At 53.6% G+C, this 24,255-nt stretch carries 22 protein-coding genes; 12 read left to right on the forward strand and 10 right to left on the reverse strand.

Annotated elements, in window-relative coordinates; all coding sequences use genetic code 11:
* Positions 1–90: 90 nt before the first annotated feature.
* Genes BS29_RS14465 through BS29_RS14475 form a run of 3 tightly spaced genes read right to left on the reverse strand, consistent with a single transcriptional unit; the run spans position 91 to position 5,586 of the window.
* Complete coding sequence (locus BS29_RS14465) at positions 91–3,315, reverse strand: error-prone DNA polymerase (protein WP_229954345.1); 3,225 nt, start codon at positions 3,313–3,315, stop codon at positions 91–93.
* Positions 3,312–4,868, reverse strand: a complete 1,557-nt coding sequence (locus tag BS29_RS14470; protein WP_229954346.1) for a Y-family DNA polymerase — start codon at positions 4,866–4,868, stop codon at positions 3,312–3,314. Before BS29_RS14470 ends, BS29_RS14465 begins: the two co-directional genes overlap by 4 nt.
* Positions 4,768–5,586 (reverse strand): ImuA family protein, encoded by an 819-nt coding sequence (locus BS29_RS14475; protein ID WP_229954347.1) that lies wholly within the window; start codon positions 5,584–5,586, stop codon positions 4,768–4,770. Before BS29_RS14475 ends, BS29_RS14470 begins: the two co-directional genes overlap by 101 nt.
* Positions 5,587–5,751: 165 nt before the next feature.
* Here BS29_RS14475 and BS29_RS14480 point away from each other — a divergent pair, with 165 nt between their 5' ends.
* The 8 genes from BS29_RS14480 to BS29_RS14515 all read left to right on the forward strand — a co-directional run bounded on the left by BS29_RS14480 (position 5,752) and on the right by BS29_RS14515 (position 13,770).
* On the forward strand, positions 5,752–6,207 hold the full coding sequence (locus BS29_RS14480; protein ID WP_229954348.1) for an ABA4-like family protein: 456 nt from the start codon (positions 5,752–5,754) through the stop codon (positions 6,205–6,207).
* A gap of 70 nt (positions 6,208–6,277) precedes the next feature.
* Positions 6,278–7,198, forward strand: coding sequence for a DnaJ C-terminal domain-containing protein (locus BS29_RS14485; RefSeq protein WP_229954349.1), 921 nt, complete (start codon positions 6,278–6,280; stop codon positions 7,196–7,198).
* An 18-nt stretch (positions 7,199–7,216) separates the two neighbouring features.
* Positions 7,217–8,161, forward strand: a complete 945-nt coding sequence (locus BS29_RS14490) for a YihY/virulence factor BrkB family protein (protein ID WP_229954350.1) — start codon at positions 7,217–7,219, stop codon at positions 8,159–8,161.
* An 80-nt stretch (positions 8,162–8,241) separates the two neighbouring features.
* Complete coding sequence (fabI, locus tag BS29_RS14495; RefSeq protein WP_229954351.1) at positions 8,242–9,045, forward strand: enoyl-ACP reductase FabI; 804 nt, start codon at positions 8,242–8,244, stop codon at positions 9,043–9,045.
* Positions 9,045–9,545, forward strand: a complete 501-nt coding sequence (locus BS29_RS14500; RefSeq protein ID WP_229956875.1) for a GNAT family N-acetyltransferase — start codon at positions 9,045–9,047, stop codon at positions 9,543–9,545. The genes fabI and BS29_RS14500 overlap by 1 nt, the downstream gene beginning before the upstream one ends.
* Before the next feature lie 32 nt (positions 9,546–9,577).
* Positions 9,578–10,645, forward strand: a complete 1,068-nt coding sequence (aroC, locus tag BS29_RS14505) for a chorismate synthase (protein WP_229954352.1) — start codon at positions 9,578–9,580, stop codon at positions 10,643–10,645.
* Positions 10,646–10,656: 11 nt separating this feature from the next.
* Entirely contained in the window at positions 10,657–12,456 is a 1,800-nt protein-coding gene (locus BS29_RS14510; RefSeq protein WP_229954353.1) for an SLC13 family permease, read from the forward strand.
* 75 nt (positions 12,457–12,531) lie between these two features.
* On the forward strand, positions 12,532–13,770 hold the full coding sequence (locus tag BS29_RS14515) for a dicarboxylate/amino acid:cation symporter (protein ID WP_229956876.1): 1,239 nt from the start codon (positions 12,532–12,534) through the stop codon (positions 13,768–13,770).
* Here BS29_RS14515 and BS29_RS14520 read toward each other — a convergent pair.
* From BS29_RS14520 to BS29_RS14540, 5 genes are all read right to left on the reverse strand, one after another.
* A complete protein-coding gene (locus BS29_RS14520) occupies positions 13,767–14,285 on the reverse strand; it encodes a L,D-transpeptidase family protein (protein WP_229954354.1) in 519 nt (172 codons plus the stop codon). The genes BS29_RS14515 and BS29_RS14520 overlap by 4 nt on opposite strands.
* 13 nt (positions 14,286–14,298) lie before the next feature.
* Entirely contained in the window at positions 14,299–15,588 is a 1,290-nt protein-coding gene (locus tag BS29_RS14525; RefSeq protein WP_229954355.1) for an adenylosuccinate synthase, read from the reverse strand.
* A gap of 18 nt (positions 15,589–15,606) precedes the next feature.
* Positions 15,607–16,722 carry an ATP phosphoribosyltransferase regulatory subunit gene (locus tag BS29_RS14530; RefSeq protein ID WP_229954356.1) on the reverse strand — a complete coding sequence of 372 codons (1,116 nt, stop codon included), beginning with the start codon at positions 16,720–16,722 and terminating at the stop codon, positions 15,607–15,609.
* 59 nt (positions 16,723–16,781) lie between these two features.
* On the reverse strand, positions 16,782–18,365 hold the full coding sequence (serA, locus tag BS29_RS14535) for a phosphoglycerate dehydrogenase (protein WP_229954357.1): 1,584 nt from the start codon (positions 18,363–18,365) through the stop codon (positions 16,782–16,784).
* A 118-nt stretch (positions 18,366–18,483) separates the two neighbouring features.
* Positions 18,484–19,653, reverse strand: coding sequence for a phosphoserine transaminase (locus BS29_RS14540; protein WP_229954358.1), 1,170 nt, complete (start codon positions 19,651–19,653; stop codon positions 18,484–18,486).
* 283 nt (positions 19,654–19,936) lie between these two features.
* Here BS29_RS14540 and BS29_RS14545 point away from each other — a divergent pair, with 283 nt between their 5' ends.
* Positions 19,937–20,572: an extensin-like domain-containing protein gene (locus tag BS29_RS14545; RefSeq protein ID WP_229954359.1), complete on the forward strand. Its 636-nt coding sequence runs from the start codon at positions 19,937–19,939 to the stop codon at positions 20,570–20,572.
* Between the two features lie 68 nt (positions 20,573–20,640).
* Positions 20,641–21,510, forward strand: coding sequence for an LOG family protein (locus BS29_RS14550; protein WP_229954360.1), 870 nt, complete (start codon positions 20,641–20,643; stop codon positions 21,508–21,510).
* A 12-nt stretch (positions 21,511–21,522) separates the two neighbouring features.
* Here the strand turns inward: BS29_RS14550 and BS29_RS14555 are convergent, their stop codons facing one another.
* Positions 21,523–22,167 carry a c-type cytochrome gene (locus BS29_RS14555; protein ID WP_229954361.1) on the reverse strand — a complete coding sequence of 215 codons (645 nt, stop codon included), beginning with the start codon at positions 22,165–22,167 and terminating at the stop codon, positions 21,523–21,525.
* A 221-nt stretch (positions 22,168–22,388) separates the two neighbouring features.
* On the opposite strand from BS29_RS14555, the gene BS29_RS14560 reads away from it, so the two are divergent.
* On the forward strand, positions 22,389–23,288 hold the full coding sequence (locus BS29_RS14560) for a prephenate dehydratase (protein WP_229954362.1): 900 nt from the start codon (positions 22,389–22,391) through the stop codon (positions 23,286–23,288).
* 141 nt (positions 23,289–23,429) lie between these two features.
* Here the strand turns inward: BS29_RS14560 and BS29_RS14565 are convergent, their stop codons facing one another.
* Positions 23,430–23,771 (reverse strand): hypothetical protein, encoded by a 342-nt coding sequence (locus BS29_RS14565; RefSeq protein WP_229954363.1) that lies wholly within the window; start codon positions 23,769–23,771, stop codon positions 23,430–23,432.
* Between the two features lie 54 nt (positions 23,772–23,825).
* On the opposite strand from BS29_RS14565, the gene BS29_RS14570 reads away from it, so the two are divergent.
* The gene (locus tag BS29_RS14570; RefSeq protein WP_229954364.1) at positions 23,826–24,164 is read left to right on the forward strand and encodes a hypothetical protein; all 339 of its coding nucleotides are present in this window, start codon (positions 23,826–23,828) and stop codon (positions 24,162–24,164) included.
* Positions 24,165–24,255 lie beyond the last annotated feature (91 nt).

Genomic DNA, 24,255 nt, shown 5'->3' on the forward strand with positions numbered 1-24,255 from the left:
GTAAGCTTAACGGGAATAGAAACAGCCAACTTCGGTTTTGTGTCCTTGGCATAGAATGGACGTTTAACCGCGACGATCGACAAAACACCCTCAATGGAAATCGCGTGATCCGGGTAGGATACGTACATTGCGGGGGTGGCCGCGATTGGCTGCGATTGCAGGCTCATTATCGCGCGCCTCTATACCCGGCTCAGCCGTAGCAATACTGTCGAGACGATAGGTATAATCTTGCACATGACTGGCGATGATATGGATCACGCCTTCCTTGCTTTTCTGTATTTCGCCACGGACTTTCATCAGGCGCGCAGCCATGATCGGGCGGCGATAACGTTCAAACAATCGTGCCCAGATCAGGATATTGGCAATGCCCGTTTCATCTTCCAGAGTCACAAATATAGCGTTACCTTTGCCGGGACGTTGACGGATCAGCACTATCCCTGCGACTTCCGCGATCGAACCGTTTTTGCCATGGGCGACATCAGCGCAGCGCAGCACTTTTTCTTGATGAAACGCGTCTCGCAAAAATTCCATCGGATGGCCTTTTAGCGACAATCGCGTTGTCTGGTAATCGGTAATGACATGCTCTCTTCTGGTCATATCGGGAAGCTGCACGTCTTCCTCTCGGGCAAGCTCTCTTGCATCGGCAGCAGCGAATAATGGCAATGTTTCGCTTGGCGTACGGCGCACCTCCCACAGGGCTTGCCGACGGTCCAGTCCGATCGACCGACACCCATCCGCATCCGCAAGCATTTGCAGGGCACGTTGCGGTAATTTCGCATCATGGGCCAGCTCTTCAATCGATGCAAAAGGTCGGCAAGTGATCATCTGCTCGGCCCATGTATCGCGAAAACCGTCAATTTGTCGTAGCCCCATGCGCAGAGCATGACCGCCATCGCGGCGCTCTTCCAATATATTATCCCAATCGCTGTAATTGATATCGATGCTGCGCACCTCGACATCATGTTCGCGCGCATCGCGGATAATTTGTGCCGGCGCATAAAATCCCATGGGCTGCGAATTTAACAAGGCGGCTGCAAAAACGGCAGGGTGATGGCATTTGATCCAGGAGGATATGTAAACCAATATGGCAAAAGACTGGGCATGGCTTTCCGGGAAGCCATAGCTGCCGAATCCCTGTATCTGATTATAGCAGCGTTCAGCAAACTCCCGTTCATAGCCGCGCGCGACCATGCCTTCGATCATCTTCGCCTGGAAATGATGGATCGTCCCAACATTACGAAAGGTCGCCATCGCGCGGCGCAGTTTGTTGGCGTCGCTGGATGAAAAATCAGCGGCGACAATGGCCAGCTTCATCGCCTGTTCCTGAAACAGCGGCACACCAAAAGTGCGCCCTAACACCCCTTTCAGTTCATCGGGATCATGCGGCGAAGAGGGTGAAGGATAGTCAGTCTTCTCAACACCGGAACGGCGGCGCAAATAGGGGTGCACCATGTCTCCTTCAATCGGGCCGGGCCGCACAATTGCGACCTGAATGACAAGGTCATAAAATTCACGCGGACGAAGGCGCGGCAGCATATTCATCTGCGCCCGGCTTTCGACCTGAAACACGCCGACACTATCCCCCTTGCACAGCATATCATACGTGGCCGGATCGTCGACTGGAACAGTCGCAAGTTCATAGTCGCCCAGATCATATGCCCGCATCATATCAAAGCATTTGCGAATGCAGGTGAGCATGCCAAGCGCCAGGACATCAACTTTCATCAGGCCCAGCGCATCAATGTCATCCTTGTCCCATTCGATGAACGTGCGATCTTCCATCGCAGCATTATGAATAGGTACGGTTTCATCGAGCCGGTCCTGCGTTAGCACAAAGCCGCCCACATGCTGGGACAAGTGCCGGGGAAACTCGAGTATCTGTTGCACAAGCGCGCCGAGACGCGCGATCTCGGCATTTTCCGGGTCCAGCCCGGTTTCCCCGAAGCGCTTGTCCGGGTCCTTGGTCGACCAACTGCCCCAAACAGTACTCGACAAACGGCTGGTAATATCTTCCGACAGGCCGAGCGCCTTACCTACTTCGCGAATGGCGCTGCGTGATCGATAGTGGACGACCGTTGCCGCTATGGCGGCGCGGCTGCGGCCATAGCGATCATAGATATACTGAATGATTTCCTCGCGGCGCTCATGCTCGAAATCCACATCAATATCTGGCGGTTCCTTGCGCTCCCGAGAGATGAAACGGGAGAAAAGCAGATCATGCCTAATCGGATCAACTGCGGTAATGCCAAGCAAATAGCATACAACGCTATTGGCGGCACTGCCGCGGCCCTGGCAGAGAATATCTTTGGATCGCGCATGGCGGACAATATCATGAACCGTCAGAAAATATGGTGCATATTCAAGCTTCCCGATCAGCTCCAATTCTTCGTTCAGCTTGTCAGATAGCTTACGCGGAACCCCGTCTGGATACGCCTTTTCCGCCGCTGCTCGGGTAAGATGTTCCAGCCAGCCTTGCGGTGTCCACCCTTCCGGTACTGGTTCGTCGGGATAATGATAGCTTAGCTCATCCAGCGAGAATTCAATGCCGGACAGGAAATGCTGCGTTTCCTCTATGGCCTGTGGGCAGTCGGCAAATAATCGTGCCATTTCCTGGGGCGGTTTCAGATGCGCTTCGGCATTTTTGGCAAGCAAGCGACCAGCTTCGCGGATCGTCGTTTTTTCGGATATGCATGTCAGTATATCACTCAACGGGCGCTGATCAGGGGTTGCAAATAGCGGCGCATTCGTGGCCAGCAGGGGCAAATGCAGCCGCCCCGCCTCTTTCTCCAATCTCGCAAGATAGCGACGATCTGCGCCATCACGCGGCATGGTCACACCGGCCCATAATCGGCCGGGTGCGACATCTATCAGAGGCTGCAAAAGTTTGAGCTCTTCTTCGCTGGCCATGGCGATAAACTGCATGTCCTGATGGAAGTTCAAGAGATCGCCAAGCATGAGATGGCAAGCGCCCTTCTCCGTGCGCAAATTGCCGGTAGAAAGCAGCCGCGTCAGACGCCCCCAGCCTTTGCGGTTGACCGGATAAGCGATGATGTCTGGCATTTCGTCGATAAAACATAAGCGCGCACCGACGATCAGGTGGAAGGGCGGAAGCTCCACGCCCTCTTCAGCCGCATCTTCCCGCATCTGACGTAGCGCCACATGTGCACGCACGACACCGGCCACGCTGTTTCTGTCGGCAATGCCCAGCCCGTTCATGCCCAGCTTCATGGCCTGCAGCACCATGTCCGCAGGCGAAGAGGCACCGCGCAGAAAGCTGTAATGTGTTGCAGCAACCAGTTCGGCAAAAACTGTCATGCAAAGCTACCGTGAATATACCAGTCGGGTTGGGCCTTTTCGGTGCCGTATAGCCCGTAACGGAACAGCCAATAACGCCGGCCTTCGCTATCCTCTACGCGGTAATAATCACGGGTCAAACCGGCTTTGCCCGGCAAATGCCCCTGCCGCTTGCGCCACCATGTCGATGCGATACGTTCCGGCCCTTCGGCACGCGTGACATTATAGGTATCGTGTTTCCATATGAAGCGACGTGGCGGACCATCCGGCACTTCGGCCATCACCTTAATATGCTGCGGTGGATCGAACAGGAACAGTGGCCGAACCGGCGGTGCACCTGATTTCGGTTGATCCCATATGACAGCACCCTTGTAATCCAGTGCTGCACGGGCATGCAGGCTATGTTCCGGAATATAGCTATTCGCGGGCTCGAAACGCTTCACATCTTGCCTTCCCAAACGAATGCTAAGTTGACTGAGTAAAGCAGCTTCATCCGACGCCTTGTCGCGTTCGCCACTAATATCAGTTTGTTTGGCGCTTAAAGGCTCTGTAGCGGCAACGGACAAACGCACCAGGTCATAACCAAAACCGGGATCAAGCGGATCGTTCAGCGCGTCAATCCGTTCATTCAGCAAGCGCCGAAACAGCTTATCTTCTCGGGTCGGCGCACCCGTTTCAATCGCGAGATTCGCAATATGGCCGTCGCAGCGAAAAAGCTGCATCTTTATTCTGCGGGCACCTTGCTCTCTTTCCTCCAACATCTGCGCGGCTTCGATAAACAGCTCATGCAGGCACAATAATGCTGTATCAATATGCCCCATCGGTTCCGCAAAACGCCGATCAACAATGATCGCAGCTATTTTCCGCTTTGGATTGACAGGGCGATCCTCCTGGCCCAGCAAACGTTCCAGTTTCAATACCAGTTCAGCCCCGAAACGTGCGGCCAGTGGGGCCCGCGCACGGCTAGCCAAATCTCCGATATGATATAGTCCGGCCCGTTCGAGCGCCTTATGCGTTCTCTCGTTCATATCGAGGGCGCCCACAGGTAGTTGCGTCTCGGCCCCTTCTTTCAGACCAAAGCGGGCAAGCGCCAGCGCAGCATCAACCGTTCCGGCGAGAGCCCATTGCACAGACAAACCAGCACCATCAAAACGATCCTCAATATCCTGCACCAATGTCCGCTCATTACCGAACAGATGTACACAGCCTGATACATCAAGGATCAGCGATTGTGGCAGATGCAGCGCGACCATCGGCGTATAGCGCTCACAGGCCTCGGCAAGCTTTGCAAGCAACTGTTCGTCAGCATCCTCGTCATGATCGAATATGAGCAGTTCTGGCACCCGCGCGCGCGCATCCGCTAGAGACATAGCGACATGAAGCCCATGTTCCTGCGCCTGCCGGTCGAGCGCTGCCAAGATGAGCGCCCCGCGGCTTTTTTCCACGAGCGCAAAAGGCCGCATGTTTGTTCTATCAAGCGCGCCTGCGCTGTTCCTGATAATCCGTTCCGAAGACAGAAACGGCAGGAACAGGGCGAGTATCCGGCGCCTGTTCCGCGAATATTCTACTGTCACGATTCCATTCCAATCGGCTTGAAAGCCCTTCTATCCCGCGCCTGTGGCGCAGCAATTTCACATCAAAAGCAGGATGGCCGGGGGCATTTGCTTCCAACGGCCGCGAGGGTGCGGATGAGACTTGCCAGCGACTATAGGCCGCCGTCGGGAGCGAAGAGAGCGTGTCGCGTAACAGAAAGACAGTCACACCGCTTTCCCGCGCAAAAAGAGACAAACGGCGCGTGGCCGTCAAATCCAGACCACGGGGGTTTTTACCGGAAAGTGAGAGTATCACTGCAGCCACAGCATGAGACCGAACAGCATCGGCCGCCGTTCTTAGCACAGTGATTATATTAGCTGCCGTGGCATATATTATCTGATTAGGGTCAATACCCAGCTCGACCAAACCAGGAGGATAGAGCAGGTTCCGACATCTTTGAGATTGTTTTTCATCAACCCATAATATGGGACTATCTGCCGTTGCCCCCGATAATCTGCAACGTTCGGCAAGAAGGGAACAAAATGCCGATGCACACGGCATATCGGCTTTCAAAGCGGCTTGCACTTCGTGCAAAGCCGCTCTGGGCAATCCTTGCTGCAGCGCATGATCAAGACGTTCGGCTCCCAACAGGATAGTATTCTCTTCTTTGATATTCTCACCCAAGCAAGACGCAGAAGATAGCCGCAAGGCATCCGCTCCATTCAAACCTACTGAGCACAGAGAATCACTAATGTTCATGCTTTGTTCTATACCCTATAGACCCGCTCTGCTGTCAAGCATCAAGGCCTTAACCTATTGGAACATTGCGTTTTGGCTGGTATTTGTTCCCGCACAACAGCGCAGAAAATAGCCCCGAAGTCATTTTCATGCTAACCCGCTCGCAAAGGATGAGGGGAAAACATTATGAACTGGGAACTCATATTCACAATCACCAACAACTGGGCCTTGCTGATGTGGCTGATCCTGGCTTTTGCACCACGGCGCGAAATTGTGATGAAGGGTGTTTTTTACGGTGGGGTCAGCTTGCTCGCCCTCACCTATGCCCTTATCGTCATCCCGCTGATGACCGGAATGATAGAAGGTGGCAGCAACGATGGAAGTTTCAGCAGCTTAGCAGGGGTTCAGGCTCTATTATCCAGCGATGGCGGTGCGACCATTGGCTGGATCCATTTTCTTGCCTTTGATTTGTTTGTCGGTATGTGGGTTGCGCGCAATGCGGATCAATACGGATTTGCGCGATGGATTCAGGTTCCCATATTATTTTTCGTATTGATGCTGGGACCATTGGGTCTGGTGCTCTATCTGCTGCTACGCTTTACGCGTCATAATAAAGTTGCGGATGCCGTAGTACCTCAATAAGACACTGAGTTGAATTAAAGAGTCATAGTTCCAATCTTGAAAAGAGATAAGGAATTGAAAAGGTAGAGTAATGGCAGATCCGTATCAGGCATTGGGCGTGGCCAAAGGAGCCAGCGAGAAGGAGATTAAAAGCGCCTATCGCAAGCTTGCCAAAGAACTCCATCCTGATCGCAACAAAGACAACCCCAAGGCGACGGAGCGCTTTTCCGACGTCACCAAGGCTTATGATCTCCTGCTGGACAAGGACAAGCGCGCGCAATTTGATCGCGGTGAGATTGATGCCGATGGCAATCCCGCAGGATTTGGCTTTGCTGGTGGGCAAGGCGGTGCCTATTCGCGCGGCGCCGGTGGCCAGCAATTTGATTTTGGTAATAGCGGCACGGATTTTGGCGATATTTTTGAAGGGTTGTTTGGCGGTGGCGGACGCAGTTCCAATCCATTCGGCTCCCGCCAGCGCAGTGCGCCGCCACCAAAGGGAGCCAATGTTTCCTATCGATTGAAAGTGGAGTTTATTGCAGCTGCAACACTCGAAAAACAGCGGATAACCCTCGAAGACGGCAAGACGATTGACCTGAGCCTGCCCAAAGGCGTCGAAGAAGGCACGCAAATGCGGCTTGGCGGCAAGGGACGGCAAGGTCCAGGCGGCAATGGCGATGCAATTGTCACAATCCACATCAACAGCCACCCCTTTTACGAACGCGATGGCGACAATGTGACACTAGAGCTGCCGATCAGCCTGAAAGAAGCGGTTGAAGGCGCAAAAATCAAAGTTCCGACCGTCGATGGCCCGGTCATGCTTTCAATTCCCGCTGGATCCGATTCCGGAAAAACACTTCGCCTCAAAAATAAAGGCTTTCACAAGAAAACTAGCGGGCGCGGCGATCAGCTCGTCACGCTCATGATCACCTTGCCTAAGGATAATGAAAAGCTCTCCGAGTTTGTGAAAGACTGGGACAATGACGACAATCCCCGTGCCGATATGGGTGTGTAATTTTGGCTGAACGGCTTCATGTCTGATTCTTCGCCTCTTTCCCCCGAAGCGAGGCGCGAGGAGCCGTCACGGCCAGGACGGAAAACTGAGCGAGCAGCGAGAACACTGGCTGAAGGCCATTTGCCGCGCCGGATCATTTCGGTCATCGAGCGAACGGCCGTGGGCGTCTATACGGACGGCTTCACCTTTGCCGGAAACTTCGCCTATCTCGCTCTATTAGCGGTATTTTCCTTCTTCATTGTCGCAGCCGCCATCGCTGGCAGCATCGGCCAGACCGCCATTGGCATCGATTTTGTCGAAGCCTTTCTCAGAACCGTTCCGCCTTCTGTTGCAAGCGCATTACACGACCCGATCCAGGATGCGATGGGCGCACGAACCGGGCCTCTACTGTGGTTCAGCGCCGCGGTTGGTCTTTGGACCACCGCGAGCTTGATCGAAACGATCCGCGAAATCCTCCATCGTGCTTATGGTGTGACGGCCCAGCGAGCCTTTTGGGAATATCGCCTGACCTCCATCGGTCTCATCATCCTTTCGGTTTTTTTCGCAATGCTTGCGCTCAGTGCGCAGTTTGTTGTGGCCGGTATTAGTGAGTTCCTTGGCGGATATTTCCCGGATCTGGAAGAAAGCACTACCTGGTTTTCCCTTTCCAATGTTCTGCCTTTCTTGATCCTTTTCATTACGCTCTATCTGTTATTCCGCCTGCTAACCCCCCGCCAATATCGGCCGCGCGCTTATCCAAAATGGCCGGGTGCCGTGTTCATTAGTGGCTGGTGGCTACTTATAACCGGATTTCTACCGCTTTTCCTGAAATATGCTGCAAATTACCAACTCACTTATGGCAGTTTAGCCGGTGTTATGATCACCTTGATTTTCTTCTACCTTATTGGTCTTGGCATGGTGATTGGATCAGAGCTTAACGCAGCGCTGGCAGACCGACCGCAGGAGGAAGAATCAGAAGCATGAACAGGAATTGATGATTATCTGGAATATCAGCAGCATGAACGCTAATGAGAAACGAAATTTGGACATGAAAAGGACTGGCAATGAATGAACTGATGAAGGGCAAACGCGGCCTGATCATGGGCCTGGCGAATAACAAGTCTCTCGCCTGGGGCATTGCGAAAAAGCTTTCTGAGGCAGGAGCCGAGCTGGCGATAAGCTATCAAGGCGAAGTTATGGCCAAACGCGTCAAACCATTGGCTGAAGAACTCGGATGTGATTTCCTGTTGGATTGTGACGTGTCTGATATGGACCAGCTCGACAGAACCTTTGCTGAACTGGCCGAAAAATGGCCCACGATTGATTTTGTCGTCCACGCCATCGGGTTCACCAACAAAGAAGCTTTGCGCGGCAAATATTTTGACGTGACCCTCGATGATTTTCTGATGACGATGAATATCAGTGTTTATAGCTTCACCGCTGTTGCCAAGCGCGCCGCTGCGATGATGAACCCAGGTGGCTCGATGCTCACTTTATCCTATTACGGCGCGGAAAAGGTTATTCCACACTATAACGTCATGGGCGTGGCCAAAGCGGCACTGGAAACATCAGTGCAATATCTCGCCAATGATGTCGGCCCTGATGGTATCCGGGTGAATGCGATTTCTGCGGGGCCGATCAAGACCCTTGCCGCATCCGGCATCGGGGATTTTCGCTATATCCTGAAATGGAATGAGCTAAACTCGCCCATGCGCCGCAATGTCACGATTGATGATGTTGGGTCGTCTGCGCTTTATTTCCTGTCCGATCTGTCATCCGGAGTGACAGGAGAGACGCATCATGTTGATGCAGGCTATCATACTATCGGAATGAAGCAGGAAGACGCACCCGACATCGCGTTGGATTGATGCTTTTAAGACCCGAAAAATCTTGCGATGAAGAATCGATCTTCGCTGTAAACGCAGCTGCATTTGAGACCGATGCTGAAGCGCGGCTTGTCGATATGCTGCGGAGCGACAAAGATTTGCTCTTTTCCCATGTGGCCGAGAAGAACGGAGCGATAATCGGCCATATTGCGCTTAGTCCAATGGATGCGATAGCGGATCAACAACCGATCAGGGCACTCGGCCTGGGACCGGTTGCCGTGTCACCGGAACTTCAGCATGATGGCATTGGATCGCACCTTGTTCGCACTGCTATAAAATGGGCTAAAGCACAGGATTGGCAGTTGATCATATTGCTGGGCAATCCCCGCTACTATTCACGCTTTGGCTTTTCCGTCGAAGATGCAAAGCCATTTGATTCTCCCTTTGCCGGGCCGTATTTTCAAGCACTCTGGCTTGACGAGACCGTCCAAAAGCCGCAGTCAGGGCGAGCAGAATATGCGCCCGCCTTTGGTCGCCTGTAAGAACAAAAAAGTGGGCCAATAGATGAGGGTATATGAGTTTTAACAGTTTTGGCCGCGTATTTCGCTTTTCCACTTGGGGCGAAAGCCACGGGCCCGCGCTTGGCGCGATGGTCGATGGCTGTCCTCCGGGACTGGAGTTGAGCGAAGCGGACATCCAGCCGTTTCTGGATGCGCGGCGGCCCGGTCAATCCAAATATACCACCCAGCGGAAGGAACCCGATCAGGTGAAAATCCTGTCCGGCGTGTTTGAAGGCAAAACCACAGGCACGCCTGTTTCACTGATGATCGAGAATGTCGACCAGCGGTCCAAGGATTATAGCGAAGTCGCCAAAGCCTATCGACCCGGCCATGCCGATTATGCCTATGACGTCAAATATGGTTTTCGCGACTATCGCGGTGGCGGCAGATCCAGTGCGCGCGAGACGGCAGCACGTGTGGCAGCGGGTGCTGTTGCTCGCCTTGCCATCCCAGAAATATCCATTCGCGCATGGGTTGCTGAAATCGGGGGCGATGCGATTGACATGGCAAATTTTGATTCCGATGAAATTGGTAACAACCCGTTTTTCTGTCCGGATGCCGAAGCGGCCAAACGCTGGGAAGCGCTGGTCGATGGTGCGCGCAAGGATGGCAGCAGCCTGGGCGCGATCATCGCCTGCGAAGCAACGGGTGTTCCAGCCGGATGGGGCGCACCCGTCTATGCCAAGCTCGATAGTGAAATCGCTGCCGCGATGATGACCATTAACGCCACCAAGGGTGTGGAAATAGGCGACGGCTTTGAAGCAGCTCGCCTGCGCGGTGAAGATAATGCCGATGCTATGCGGCCAGGCAATGAAGGACCGAGGTTTGCCTCCAACCATGCGGGCGGCACGGCTGGAGGTATTTCTACCGGACAGCCGATTTTCTGCCGCGTGGCCTTCAAACCGACGAGCTCAATCCTGACGCCGGTCGACACCATCACCCGCGATGGCGAAGCAACCGAGATCGTTACCAAAGGCCGGCACGACCCCTGTGTCGGTATACGCGGGGTTCCGGTTGTCGAGGCTATGATGGCGCTGGTACTCGCGGATCAGAAATTATTGCACCGCGCGCAATGCGGATAAGTGCGGCCTAGATGATCGACCTCGTCCTTCACGTCATAGATGATTATATTCAGGCGCATAAGGCGATCATCGGTCTTGTCATATTGGGTTTTCTGTTCGCTGGTTTCATTATGGAGCGGTTCCCTGCGGCCGTGGTCGCCGTGCTGGGTGCTTGCACCTTCCTGTTTCTAGGGATTATCGATTCAGACGGACTCTTCTCCGTTTTTTCTAACACTGCACCCATTACCATTGCCGCCATGTTCATATTATCCGGCGCTCTGCTTCGAACAGGTACGATTGATGCCATTGCCGGGTTCATTATTGAGCGGGCCAAAAAGAGCCCGAAACTGGCGGTGGTGGAGATGTTCCTCGGCGCCTTTGTTGCATCTGCATTCATGAACAACACACCAGTTGTATTGGTACTCATACCGATCATCATTCGTCTCTCCGGTGCCACTGGTATCTCATCCAAGAAGTTGCTCATCCCGCTAAGTTTCATCTGTATCCTGGGCGGCACAACAACGTTGATCGGTACCTCTACCAATCTGATCGTTGATGCAGTGGCGCGTGACACCGGAATGGATGGGTTCGGAATTTTTGAGATCACGCCTTATGGCTTGGTTGCTGCTGTTGCGGGAACCATCATGATGGTTCTTTTCAGCAGCTGGCTGCTCCCCAAAGGTCAGGCCAGCGGTGAATTCTCAAGCAGCGACGAAAGCGATTTCCTGACGGAACTTACCGTACGCAACAGGTCCACCGCCATAGGGAAGATGCTTTCGGAAGTTCCAATCATCCGCCGAACCAGTGTAAAAGTCTCGGCGGTGAAACGACTGAGCAGCTATATCCGCCATGATCTCGACCATCATGAACTGCGCGCGGGTGATCGCATTGTTGTCCGACTCGATCTTGCCGAACTCATATCCCTGCGGTCATCGGAAGACTTCAAAATCGGTATTGTCCGGTCGGGTGATGTCGGACCATTAGGAGAGGAACTGGTTGAGGCAACAGTTGCTCCAGGTCACCCCAGCATCGGCAACCGTCTGTTCGACATTCCGTTTCTCGGGCAGCTCAATGTTCGTATACTGGGCATGACCCGCTATCGCAATTTGCCGCGATCGGACCTCACCAACGCCCGCATCCATGCCGCTGATCGTTTACTCGTCACTGGATCGAGCAAGGATATTCAGCGGATGTATGAGAATCCCAATCTTTTTGGTGTCGGCCAGACCAAGATACGGGCTTTTCGCCGCGATCGCGCGCCCATTGCTATTGGTGCGTTGGTCGCAGTGGTCGCCCTTGCCGCATTGAACATTATCCCATTGGCGGTCGCGGCCATTTTGGCGGTTGGTGCAATTTTGCTGGCGCGCTGTATCGATGCCGAGGAAGCCTGGGGATCAATTGACGGCAATGTGCTGGTGCTGATTTTCGGGATGCTCGCGGTTGGTCTTGGCCTACAACAAGCGGGAAGTGTGGATTTAATCGTAAATCAACTCACGCCATGGCTAAAAGATTTACCGCCTTGGGCGCTAGTATTCGCAATCTATGTGCTCTCTGTATTCATGACGGAAATTGTGACCAATAATGCAGTCGCTATCATCATTACGCCCATTGTAATTGCGCTTGGTCAGGATCTAGGTGTCGACCCCCGACCGCTTGTCATAGCGGTAATGTTCGCCGCTTCGGCCAGCTTCGCGACACCAATTGGCTATCAAACCAACACACTGGTCTATGCTGCTGGCAACTACCGGTTCACCGACTTCTTCAAGGCCGGCATCCCGCTCACCTTTGGTGTCGGACTGGCCACTTGTCTGGCGATCAGTTTCACGATGTGACAACTTGCCGCTAATCGCTTGCCGTAACTGGGATGCGAGGATAGGTTGATGCAAAATACAAATAGGGGTGGTGACATGCTGTCATTCTGGTTCAAAATACCGCTTTGGCAGCGGGTTATCGCAGCTCTGGTTTTGGGCGTCGTTACAGGCCTGATCTGGGGACCGGAATCAGAAACTATCAAATGGATCGGTGATTTCTTCATCAAAGCGATCAAGATGCTGGTCGTCCCACTGATTTTCTTCTCGCTTGTCGCAGGTGTTGCCGCGCTCGGTGACCTCAGAAAGCTCGGCAGTGTTGGCGGGCGAGCGATGATTTTGTTCGTCATAACCGGTCAGATTGCTGCTTGGCTGGGCCTCGCATTGGGTACGTTTTTCGCGCCCGGCAAAGGTGTCGATACATCAGCCATCCAGAAAGGTGAAACGCCTGCTCCCAATGAAACCACGGCCGTCGATATGATCCTTTCGATCGTTCCGGACAGTCCGGTGCAGGTCATGGCTGACGTACGTGTGTTACCGCTGATCGTATTCGCGCTGCTGATTGGCATTGGTATTTTGATGGCCAAAGAAGACGGTAAGCCACTTGCCAAGATTTTCGATAGTGGTGCCATCGTGATGCAAAAAGTCACGATGATCGTCATGGAACTGACGCCTTTCGGGGTCTTTGCCCTGATGGCATGGGTGGCTGGCACATTGGGTCCAGATGCCCTGATTTCCCTCGCGCAGCTTGTCGGCCTCAACTATCTTGGCTGTTTGCTGATCATTCTCGTCATGTATTCGGCGATGATCAAGTTTATTGCCAAATTGCCTGTGCTGGATTTCTTCCGCGGTATTATTGACGCAATAGCAGTTAGCTATTCCACAGCCTCGTCCAATGCCACTCTGCCAGTGACCTTGCGTTGTGTGGAGCGCAATCTGGGTGTTAGCAACTCAGTAGCCAGCTTTGTGGTTTCACTGGGTGCGACGATCAACATGAATGGCACGGCCATGTACTTGGGACTGGCAACATTGTTCGGGGCCCAGATTTTCGGCGTGGATCTCAGCTTTGGCGATTATGTGCTGATTGCGATAACCTCTACGCTCGGTGCAATTGGCGCGGCGGGTATTCCCGGTGCAGGCCTGATCATGATGGCGCTTGTCTTCGGCAGCGTCGGTGTTCCGTTGGAAACCATCGCCTTTGTTGCTGGTGTGGACCGGATCATGGACATGATGCGCACCACGACCAACGTCTCCGGTGATGCCGCTATTGCAACAACTGTAGGCGTGATGACCGGTGAGATTGATATCGAGGAAATGATATCGGCGGACGACGTTTAGGGCAGGATATAAATTTCCGTTCCGTCAGGAACAGTTTCCCAGATTTGCTGAATCTCGGCATTGCTTAAAGCGATACAGCCATCGGTCCAGTCCGAAGCCAGGGGAGCGCCTTCTCGGCCATTGGGCTGACCATGGATGAAGATATCACCGCCGGGTGATTTACCTCGCGCTTCGGCATAAGCACGATCGGCTGCGTTGGGATAGGATATCCGCAAACTGAGATGATATCGGCTGCCCGGATTTCGTCCGTTTATCGTATAGCGTCCCTCTGGCGTACGTTCGTCCCCTTCAAAGCGCTTATGCCCCTCGGGCGTATCACCAAAGCGGATATTGCCGTAACGGGCGATTTCTTCATCACCCTTGTAGAGGATAAGTGTCCTGTCGCTCTTGTCGACCAAGATGCTATCGGCTTTGGTCCCGGCTGGAATGATTGGAAGCACGACTGCACTATCGTCAGTCTCGGTCTGCTGCGAAGGCTCAGCCGAGCCGCACCCACCGACCGTTGCCAGCGCCAAGAATAGGGGAAACCTAATCCGCAAAGGGATCCGTCACCAGAATCGTGTCTTCGCGCTCGGGAGAGGTCGACACCAATGCCACCGGGCACTGGATCAATTCCTCAACACGCTTGATATATTTGATCGCCTGAGCCGGCAAATCCGCCCAGCTGCGCGCACCAGCGGTGGATTCGCTCCAGCCCGGCATGCTTTCATAAATTGGCATCACCGCTTCCTGATCTTGATGATGCGGTGGTAGATAGTCATAGGTCACACCATTAAGGTCATAGCCCACACAGATTTTCAGTTCGTCAAAACCGTCGAGCACGTCCAACTTGGTCAGCGCGATGCCGCTAACACCGGATACCGCCAGGGCTTGTCTGACCAGCACGGCATCAAACCAACCACAGCGCCGTTGCCGTCCAGTATTGGTGCCGAATTCATGGCCCCGCTCGCCAAGACGTTGACCGATGTCATCAGCCAATTCGGTTGGGAACGGTCCAGACCCGACGCGCGTGGTGTAAGCCTTCACAATGCCCAAAACATAGCCGGTTGCCGAAGGGCCAATACCCGATCCGCCGGCGGCAGTGCCAGAGATGGTGTTGGAGCTGGTCACAAACGGATAGGTCCCATGATCCACGTCCAGCAGCACACCCTGCGCACCTTCAAACAATATCCGGTCACCGCGTTTACGGGCTTCGTTCAAGCGCTTCCAGACCGGTTGCGCATATTGCAGCACAGAGTCAGCAATTTCCCGCAGATCGGCCAACAAACGCTGTCTATCCACAGGCTCTTCGCCAAAACCGGCGCGCAGCGCATCGTGATGCGCGCAAAGCCGGTCCAGCTGTGGTCCCAGATCATCAAGATAGGCTAAGTCGCAAACCCGGATCGACCGACGACCGACTTTATCTTCATAGGCCGGCCCGATACCGCGCCGCGTCGTGCCAATCTTGCCCTTACCGCTGGCATCTTCGCGGAGCGCATCAAGATCGCGGTGAATCGGCAGGATCAACGGGCAGTTTTCCGCAATACCGAAATTGTCCGCGTTGATCGCCACGCCCTGTTTGCTCAGCTTCTCAATTTCATCACGCAGGTGCCAGGGATCGAGCACAACGCCATTGCCAATGATCGACAAAGCCCCGCGAACGATGCCGGATGGAAGCAGCGACAGCTTATAGACTTCACCGTCGACAACCAATGTATGGCCGGCATTATGGCCGCCCTGAAACCGGACAACGACATCCGCGCGTTCCGACAACCAGTCAACAATCTTGCCTTTGCCCTCATCACCCCATTGGGCGCCGATAACCGTTACATTGGCCATATCTGAAAATTCTTCCTGTTAAATTGCTACCGGTTTCTCGCCATCCAGATGATGGGTGCACCCTAATGTCTTGGCATCATCGCTGTCTGAAAGGGCCGCAACCGTACGCCATCCTTCGGCACGCAGCGAAGAAGCGGCTTCTTCGTCATGGCCAAGAGGCAAGAATAAAACATCTTTTGGCTTCGCGCTGAAACCAGCGTCGATCAACGGTCCGGGATAAAGCGAAAAACCGACGGCATTTTCCATATCGCCATCTGCAGTCGGAATTTCATAGCTGCCGCCACGCCCCATCGCACCGACAAAACCCTCTGCAAACAGCGTGAAACCAAACCAGTTCTGATATTCAAAACCATGCCGCTCGGTCGGATCGAGCGTGAGATTGGCCTTGTCTTTGATATTCGCGGCAATCGCTGCAATGCCGTCCAGCCGAGAAGCCAACAGATTGTCGCTGTCGAAAGATCTCATCTTGGCCATAGCGTCGTCGAAAGGCCCTGTCGCTTCAATCAACGGCAAGTAGCCGACCGCGCCCAGATCCGTGAGACCGCCCGCATCTTTCATATCCAGTTCGCTGCGCACCTCGGCCGCTTGCGCAGCACTGAGAGGCAAAGGCCCGGCAGACAGGACATCGACCAGATCCGGCATGGTGAAATCCACCGTGATGCCGGTCAACCCGGCCCGGCTTAACGCTTCGATCGCGACCGATACAATTTCGCTGGCTGCCGCAACGCTATCGGTTCCGATCAGCTCGGCGCCGATCTGCAAGCGGCTGCGTTCCGGGCGCAATTGACCGGAGCGCAATTTCAATACTTGTCCGGAGTAACTGAGACGCAATGGGCGCGCGGCTTCAGATAGACTGGTCGCCGCAATCCGGCCAATCTGCATCGTCACATCAGGTCGCAGCGCCAACGTCCGCTGCGAAATCGGATCGACAAAGCGCATCAAATCGCTTTTCGCCGATCCCGTCATCCGACCCGTCAGCACATCTTCATATTCAACCAAAGGCGGCGACACCCGCGCATAGCCATGGCTGGCCAGTGTATCGAGCACGTCACGTTCCAGCCGCGACCCTGCTTCGGCATGGGGCGGCAGGGAATCGTGAAAGCCTTCAGGCAGCAAGTTAGACAGCTTTTGCATAGACTTTCGTCTCCATAGCCTAAGCGCGCGCTCAGGCCACCGGTTTTTTGCTCTTCGGTTTAGAAGCGCAGGGCTTTCACCGTTTTCACCCCTTCAAGCTGGCAAACGGCCCATAGCACGGGTTCTTCCACTGGCGAATCGATGGAAAGCAGCAACACGGCTTCTCCACCTGGTGCATCAGCACGGCGCCCCAGATGGAAGGTGCCGATATTGACCCCTGCCTCGCCGAGTGTGGAACCGACGCTGCCGATGAAACCTGGTTGATCCTGGTTGACGATATAGAGCATGTCACCCTCGAGATCGGCCTCAACCTTGATGCCGAACATCTCAACAAGACGCGGACCGGAAGAACCGAACAGCGTTCCTGCGACCGATTTTTCGCCTTCATCCGTGGTTACCGATACGCGCACCAATGTGTGATAATCACCCTCGCGGTCATGCCGGACTTCACGGACATCAAGGCCGCGTTCTTTCGCCAGATAAGGTGCGTTCACCATATTCACGGAATCGCTATAGGCTGCCATTAACCCGGCGAGAACGGCGGCCGTGATGGGTTTCGGGTCAAGCTCGGCAGCGGCGCCTTCAACTTCTACCGAAATGCCTTTCAGCGAGCTGCTTGATAGCTGGCCGATCAATGAACCCAGCTGATTTGCGAGCACCATATAGGGTTTGAGCTTCGGCGCCTGTTCTGCCGAGAGGCTAGGCATATTGAGCGCATTTTCAACGCCGCCATTGACCAGATAATCGGCCATCTGCTCCGCCACCTGGATGGCAACATTAACCTGTGCCTCGCTGGTCGATGCGCCCAAATGTGGCGTGCAGATCAGGTTCGGCGTTCCAAAAAGCGCATTTTCCTTTGCGGGCTCTTCCGCATAAACGTCCAGCGCTGCGCCAGCGACATGGCCGGATTCCAAAGCCTCTTTCAGAGCCGCTTCATCAATCAATCCGCCGCGAGCGCAGTTTATGATCCGCACACCCGGCTTGGTTTTGGCAATGGCTTCGGCCGACATGATATTACGGGTTTGGTCCGTCAGCGGCGTGTGCATGGTAATAAAATCAGCACGTTCGAGCAGCTCGTCGAGCGTCACTTTTTCTATTCCGATCTCAATCGCGCGTTCAGCGGTCAGGAACGGATCATAGGCGACAACCTTCATACGCAGACCAATGGCGCGTTCCGCCACAATCGAACCAATATTACCCGCGCCAATCAAACCAAGAGTCTTGCTGGTTAGCTCGACGCCCATAAATTTGGACTTTTCCCATTTACCCGCCTGTGTTGACGCATCGGCAGAAGGCAGTTGCCGGGCCAGGGCAAACATCATCGCGATGGCATGTTCCGCCGTGGTGATGCTGTTGCCGAACGGGGTGTTCATGACCACCACGCCTTTGGTCGATGCGGCGGGAATATCGACATTGTCGACCCCGATACCAGCGCGACCTACGACTTTCAGGTTCGTCGCTGCTTCCAATATTTCAGGTGTCACCTTGGTCGAAGACCGGATGGCGAGGCCGTCATAGTCACCGATAATCTGCATCAATTCTTCGGGTGTTTGACCGGTAATTTCATCCACCTCAACGCCACGTTCGCGGAAGATTTCGGCGGCTTTCGGGTCCATTTTGTCGGATATAAGTACTTTTGGCATCTCTTTGGAATCCTTGTAATTTCGGGTATCCCCGCGAAGGCGGGGATCCATCTCCGGACATCTCGGTTAACAAAACCGCGGGAGATGGGCCCCTGCCTTCGCAGGGGCACAAAGCAAATTAAATCTCGGCTTTGACCTGTGCGTAGGCCCATTCAATCCAGGGCAGCAGGCGGCGGATATCTTCTTCTTCAACGGTCGAACCACACCAGATGCGCAACGAAGGTGGCGCATCGCGGTAACCGTTAAAGTCGTAACCGATATCCATCTTCTCAAGCATGCCCGCGATTTTCTTGGGCACAGCGGCTTTATCATCGTCACTCAGACCATCATACCAATCACCCTGGAACATCATGCAGACGCCGGTATTGGTCCATTTCGCCGGATCGCTGACCATGTTGCGGAGCCAAGGCGTCGCTTCGATCCAGTCATGGACCAGCTTGGCGTTACGATCTGCCCTTGCATGTAGCTCAGGCAATCCACCGATGGATTTGGCCCATTCGAGCGAAGCGATATAGTCTTCGGTCGCCAGCAAAGAAGGTGTGTTGATCGTCGCACCTTCGAAAATCGCGCGGTTCAGCTTGTCGCCCTTCTTCACACGGAAGATTTTTGGCAGCGGCCAATCTGGTGAATAGCTTTCAATCCGCTCAACAGCACGTGGGCTGAGGATCAGCATGCCGTGGCCTGCTTCCGATCCCATAACTTTCTGCCAGCTATAGGTGGTCGCATCGAGCTTCGCCCAGTCCATAGGCTGCGCAAAAACGGCGCTGGTGGCGTCGTTGATCGTCACACCATTGCGATCGTCAGCAATCCAGTCGGTGTTCGGAATTTTAGCGCCTGATGTCGTACCATTCCAGGTGAAGACAATATCATCGCCCTTGTCGATCTGGGTAAGGTCAGGAATCTCGCCATAATCCGCTTCGAGGACGGTCAGGTCGGCTGGCTTCAGCTGTTTCACAGCATCCTGAATCCAGACATTGCCAAAGCTTTCCCAAGCCGCGACCGTAACCGGACGCGCGCCGAGCATGTTCCACATCGCCAGTTCAACCGCGCCGGTATCGGAGGCGGGAACAATGCCGATCAGATAGTCATCGGGAATGCCGAGCAGCTCGCGGCTAAGATCGATGGCATATTTCAGCCGCCCTTTGCCAGTAGCCGAACGATGAGAGCGGCCCATGGCGATTGTGTTGATTTTATCGAGAGACCAGCCAGGAAATTTGGCGGTTGGGCCCGAAGAAAAATTCGGGCAATTTGGACGCAACTCGGGTTGCGGTAACGTAGTATCTGTCATGTCTTGCTTCTCCTTACAGAGAGCTCGCGCGGCGTTGGGACCGCGTGGCCCGTCGCCGCAATGGTTGTTGCAGCGCAGCAAGTCAAGCAGCAATATCTAAGCATTTATCAAAAACCGCATTTTTGGATGATCCGACTTGGACATCGTGAGAGAAATATTCCGTTTGTCGCAAAACGCATCCTTTTTGGCTGAAAAACGGGTATAGAGGCTGTTCTTCAGCTCTGATTTAGGATCGCTTCGTCAAGCAGTTTTTATGAAAAAGCCATGTGTACAAGCGCCAGTTATGCGCAATTTTTTGTTTCTGGGTTTTCTGTCACTCGCGTTAAGCGCCTGCGGCATACCCGATAGCAAACGACCATCCAGCGGCGGCGTAAAGATTGATCCCAGTCCCAGCGCCAGACAATGTTACGGCGAATTGCGCAACGCCGGTGTTCGTTTTTCTCCTCTGCCCAATCAGAATTTCTCCGGCGGATGCAGCCAGATCGATGCCATCACCATGCTGGATGTCGGTCGCAGCACAGAGATTTCAAACCTTGGCCCCGTGCGATGCGAGCTGGCGAACAAATTTGCGGCATGGACGGAATATGCGGTCAGACGTGCTGCCCGGCAATATTTAGGTAGCGAATTGGTGAGGATCGAAACCATGGGCAGCTATAGCTGCCGCCGAGTTGCAGGATCGAATAGGTTGTCAGAACATGGCCGTGCCAACGCCATTGACGTATCCGGCTTTGTCTTAGCCGATGGTCGCCGCATTACGCTGACCAAAAACTGGAACAGCGGGCGGCAGGAAAAGAAATTCCTGCGCGCCATCCACAAAAGCGCCTGCCGTCGATTCGGAACCGTGCTGAGTCCCGATTTCAATGCCGCGCACCATGATCATTTCCATTTTGACATGGGCGGCAACGGCTATTGTCGTTAAACTGATATTTTGCAGATAAACCATTAAGTTCATTGGCAAGTCACATTGCTATGCTCTAGGGCAGAACTATGACAAACAAAGATTTACACGACCGCCGCTTCTATCGTGCAAAACAAGAAGCAGATTTCGCCAAACAACAAGCTTTAAGCACCCCCCAGACCGAAGACCCCGCATATACCCTGGCTTTTCAGGATAACGACTTCCTGCTTCGCGAGGAGCTGCGCCCAGTCCGATTTCAGCTAGAGCTGCTCAAGCCAGAGATGCTGCTTGATGAAGCCGGCATTGGTTCTACGCTGGTCATGTATGGTTCCGCGCGCATTCCCGAGCCCAGCAAGGCCGATGCACTGATCGAAGCAGCGACAGACGAAGCGTCCCTGAAAACCGCAGAGCGGCTCAAAGAAAAGTCCAAATATTATGATGAAGCGAGAAAACTGGCGCAGCTGGCCAGCAACTGCGGCATCGAAGAAGATGGTAAACGTGACTTTGTAGTTTGCTCTGGCGGAGGCCCCTCTATCATGGAGGCCGCTAACCGGGGTGCGACTGACGCGGGCAAGGAATCTATTGGCCTTAACATCGTTCTGCCACACGAACAGGCACCCAATGAATATGTGACGCCGTCACTGAGCTTCCAGTTCCACTATTTTGCCCTGCGCAAGATGCACTTCTTGCTGCGGGCGCGGGCTGTCGCTGTCTTCCCAGGTGGATTCGGTACATTTGACGAATTTTTTGAACTTCTGACGCTCGTTCAAACCGGGAAGATGGAACCTTTACCGATCATATTGTTTGGTAAGAATTTCTGGCATCGGATTATCAATTTCGATGCACTGGCCGAGGAAGGCACGATCAGCGCCAAAGATCTCGACCTTTTTCAATTTGTCGAAACCGCAGACGAAGCCTGGAACATTATCCAGGGCTTTTATGATCTTGAATGTAGCTAAGCGCTGAACGCTTTATTCAGCGGCAGCCGCTTCGTCCGCTTCCACGGTTTCCTGGGCCACTTCGCTCGCTGCGGCATCGGCTTCTGCCTCGGCCACAGCTTCTTCACCTTCAGCGGCTGCTTCTTCAGCTGCTGGCGGTTCTGGATAAGGCAGATTTGAACCCTGCGCGTTCATATAGGCGATGACATTGGCTCGATCTTCAGGCTTGCTGAGACCGGCAAAAGTCATCTTGGTGCCCGGCGCATATTTACGAGGCGATATCAACCACGCGTTCATATTGTCAAAGTTCCAGTCACCTTCAATGGATGCAAGAGCATCACTATAGGCAAAACCGGCAACATGGCCATGCGGCTTACCTAAAGAGTCCCACAAATTCGGACCAATGCCATTGGCACCGCCCTGGTTAATCGTGTGACAAGCAACACATTTTTTGAACACCGCTTCACCGGCAGCAATATCAGCCTTGGCCAGCATCATGCTCATCGGCACTTCTTCCTTCCCGCCGTCAGATGATTCGACACCTTCAATGACATAGCCCATGGTTTCAGGACGTTCATTCTTGTCAGCATGGAAATATTTGCCGCTGAGGATCGAAAACCCAAGGGCCGCGATACCGCCTGCCAATACCCAGCCAGCAATGGTGTTGTTATTGTCCATCTTGTCTCAAATCCCTGATTGATGCGCAGGAGCGGCCTGCCAAAAACTTTGGGCTTTCTCTAATAAGAGCGTCGGTCCAAAGCAAGGCCTCAATTGCGAAGCAGATTGCTAATATTGTTGCGCGAGTTGCACCAGGTGCGATCAGGTCTTGCGCAGATGCGATTTGTGCGGCAATCGCGGCGGTGAATAATCGGGCGCATGGAACAGGAATCGACAATATCATGAATAGCTTTCCGCAAAATGCGCTGGGTATGGTCCGGAAGATGACCGAAACAGCGTCAGAATCACCGGCTCAAGCGATCGCTTTTCAGGGCGCTCCCGGCGCAAATTCACATCTTGCTGCGATGGAATATGCCCCTGATTGCTTGACCTTACCTTGCTTCTCGTTCGAAGATGCGCTGGACGCTGTTAAAAATGGAACGGCTGGTTCAGCCATTATTCCGATCGAAAACAGCCTGCATGGCAGAGTTGCTGATATTCATTTCCTGCTGCCCGAATCGGGACTGCATATTGTTGCCGAACATTTCATGCCGATCCGTCACTGTTTGATGGCAAAATCTGCCGATGCCCGGATCAAGACAGCAATGAGCCACCCGCAAGCGCTGGGCCAATGCCGTCACTATCTGCGCCGCCACGACATCATCCCGGTTGCCTATGCCGATACCGCAGCCGCGGCTGCCTTTGTGGCACAACAGGATGACGACAGCGCAGCTGCCATAGCGCCGCCGCTAGCGGCTCAGATTTACGGGCTGAAACCAATTGCTGATGCGATTGAGGATGAGGATCACAATATGACCCGCTTTGTCCTGCTTGCCGCCGATGCAGCAATCCCCGAAGCTAACGGTCCCACAATGACGACTTTTATCTTTGAAGTAAAAAACGTACCCGCCGCGCTATATAAGGCGATGGGCGGTTTTGCGACCAATGGCGTCAACATGACCAAGCTGGAAAGCTATCAGGAAGGGAGCAGTTTCTCCGCCTCAAAATTCTATGCCGATATCGAGGGCGCGCCTGGCGATCCAGCAGTGGACCGGGCGCTTGAAGAACTGCGCTTTCACTGCAATAGCGTCCGGCTACTGGGTACCTACCGGCAAGCCCGTCCGCGGACAGCTTGGGCCTGATCGCGCACGCGGACACTGCACGTATCAGTAGTCGGTGGTTTGGTGATATCGTGCTTGAAATCGGAAAATTTTATACAGAAAGAAGAACTTTCAGCTTTACGGATGTTCCTCAAAGCGAGACGTTCGGCACACCGATTGCGATCATGGCTTATGGAGCCAAATACCGTGGAAATCACTGCGCGTGGATGAAGATATCGCATTGCAATCGAGCCCGTTTTCCGGATAGCGGACGCGCATGACTAAGCCTGAAGCCAAAGCGATTGTTGCTTGCGAATAAAAACGGTCACGGCTTTCCTGGGTGCCTTGTGATGTCCCAACAGAAATGCAACCCGGCGTTGTGAAACAAACGAGGATATATCCGGTGTTGTGATCGGTCCAGACGCGATAAACTTCGCGGCTGCATTCCGTAGAGGCCTTTGCCGGGCTGGCCAATAATGTTGCGGTTGCGGCTGCAATGATGAGGGCTGATTTGCGTAGGTTCATAGTTTGGGCTCCCTGTGTTTCATCGGTGGGGTGGGGGATTGGGGTTGATCAAAAGTGGCGAAGTTGCCGCGCGGCGGAATTGATTTTGGGATAAAGTGGCGGAAGGTGCGGGAATGTTTGCTTTTTGGTGCTTGGAGCGGGCTTGGAAGTTGGCGGATGGGTGGTGAAGCGTTGTCCTTTGGTAGGATGAAGATTGCATTTGAGGATGGCCAACCATCCAAAGACGATTTCTATTTCGTATCTTTACCGATCTGTCGCCGTAATTTAAGCATCCTGGTGGTGCCCGCATTTCTTACATATAAGATGCTTCTTTTTAGCATCCACCTTGTATCCAAACAAAAGAAGCGGGTTCTGGCAGTTTTTGCATCTTTCCATCAAAATCAATACCATTAATATGGCTATTGAAATATATACATACAGTTTATATTCGTTAAATATAAATATAGATATAAATAAAATTGGTGATAATAATTTATATATTGAT

This window comes from Parasphingorhabdus litoris DSM 22379 (assembly GCF_020906275.1).
In the GTDB taxonomy this organism is placed as follows: domain Bacteria; phylum Pseudomonadota; class Alphaproteobacteria; order Sphingomonadales; family Sphingomonadaceae; genus Parasphingorhabdus; species Parasphingorhabdus litoris.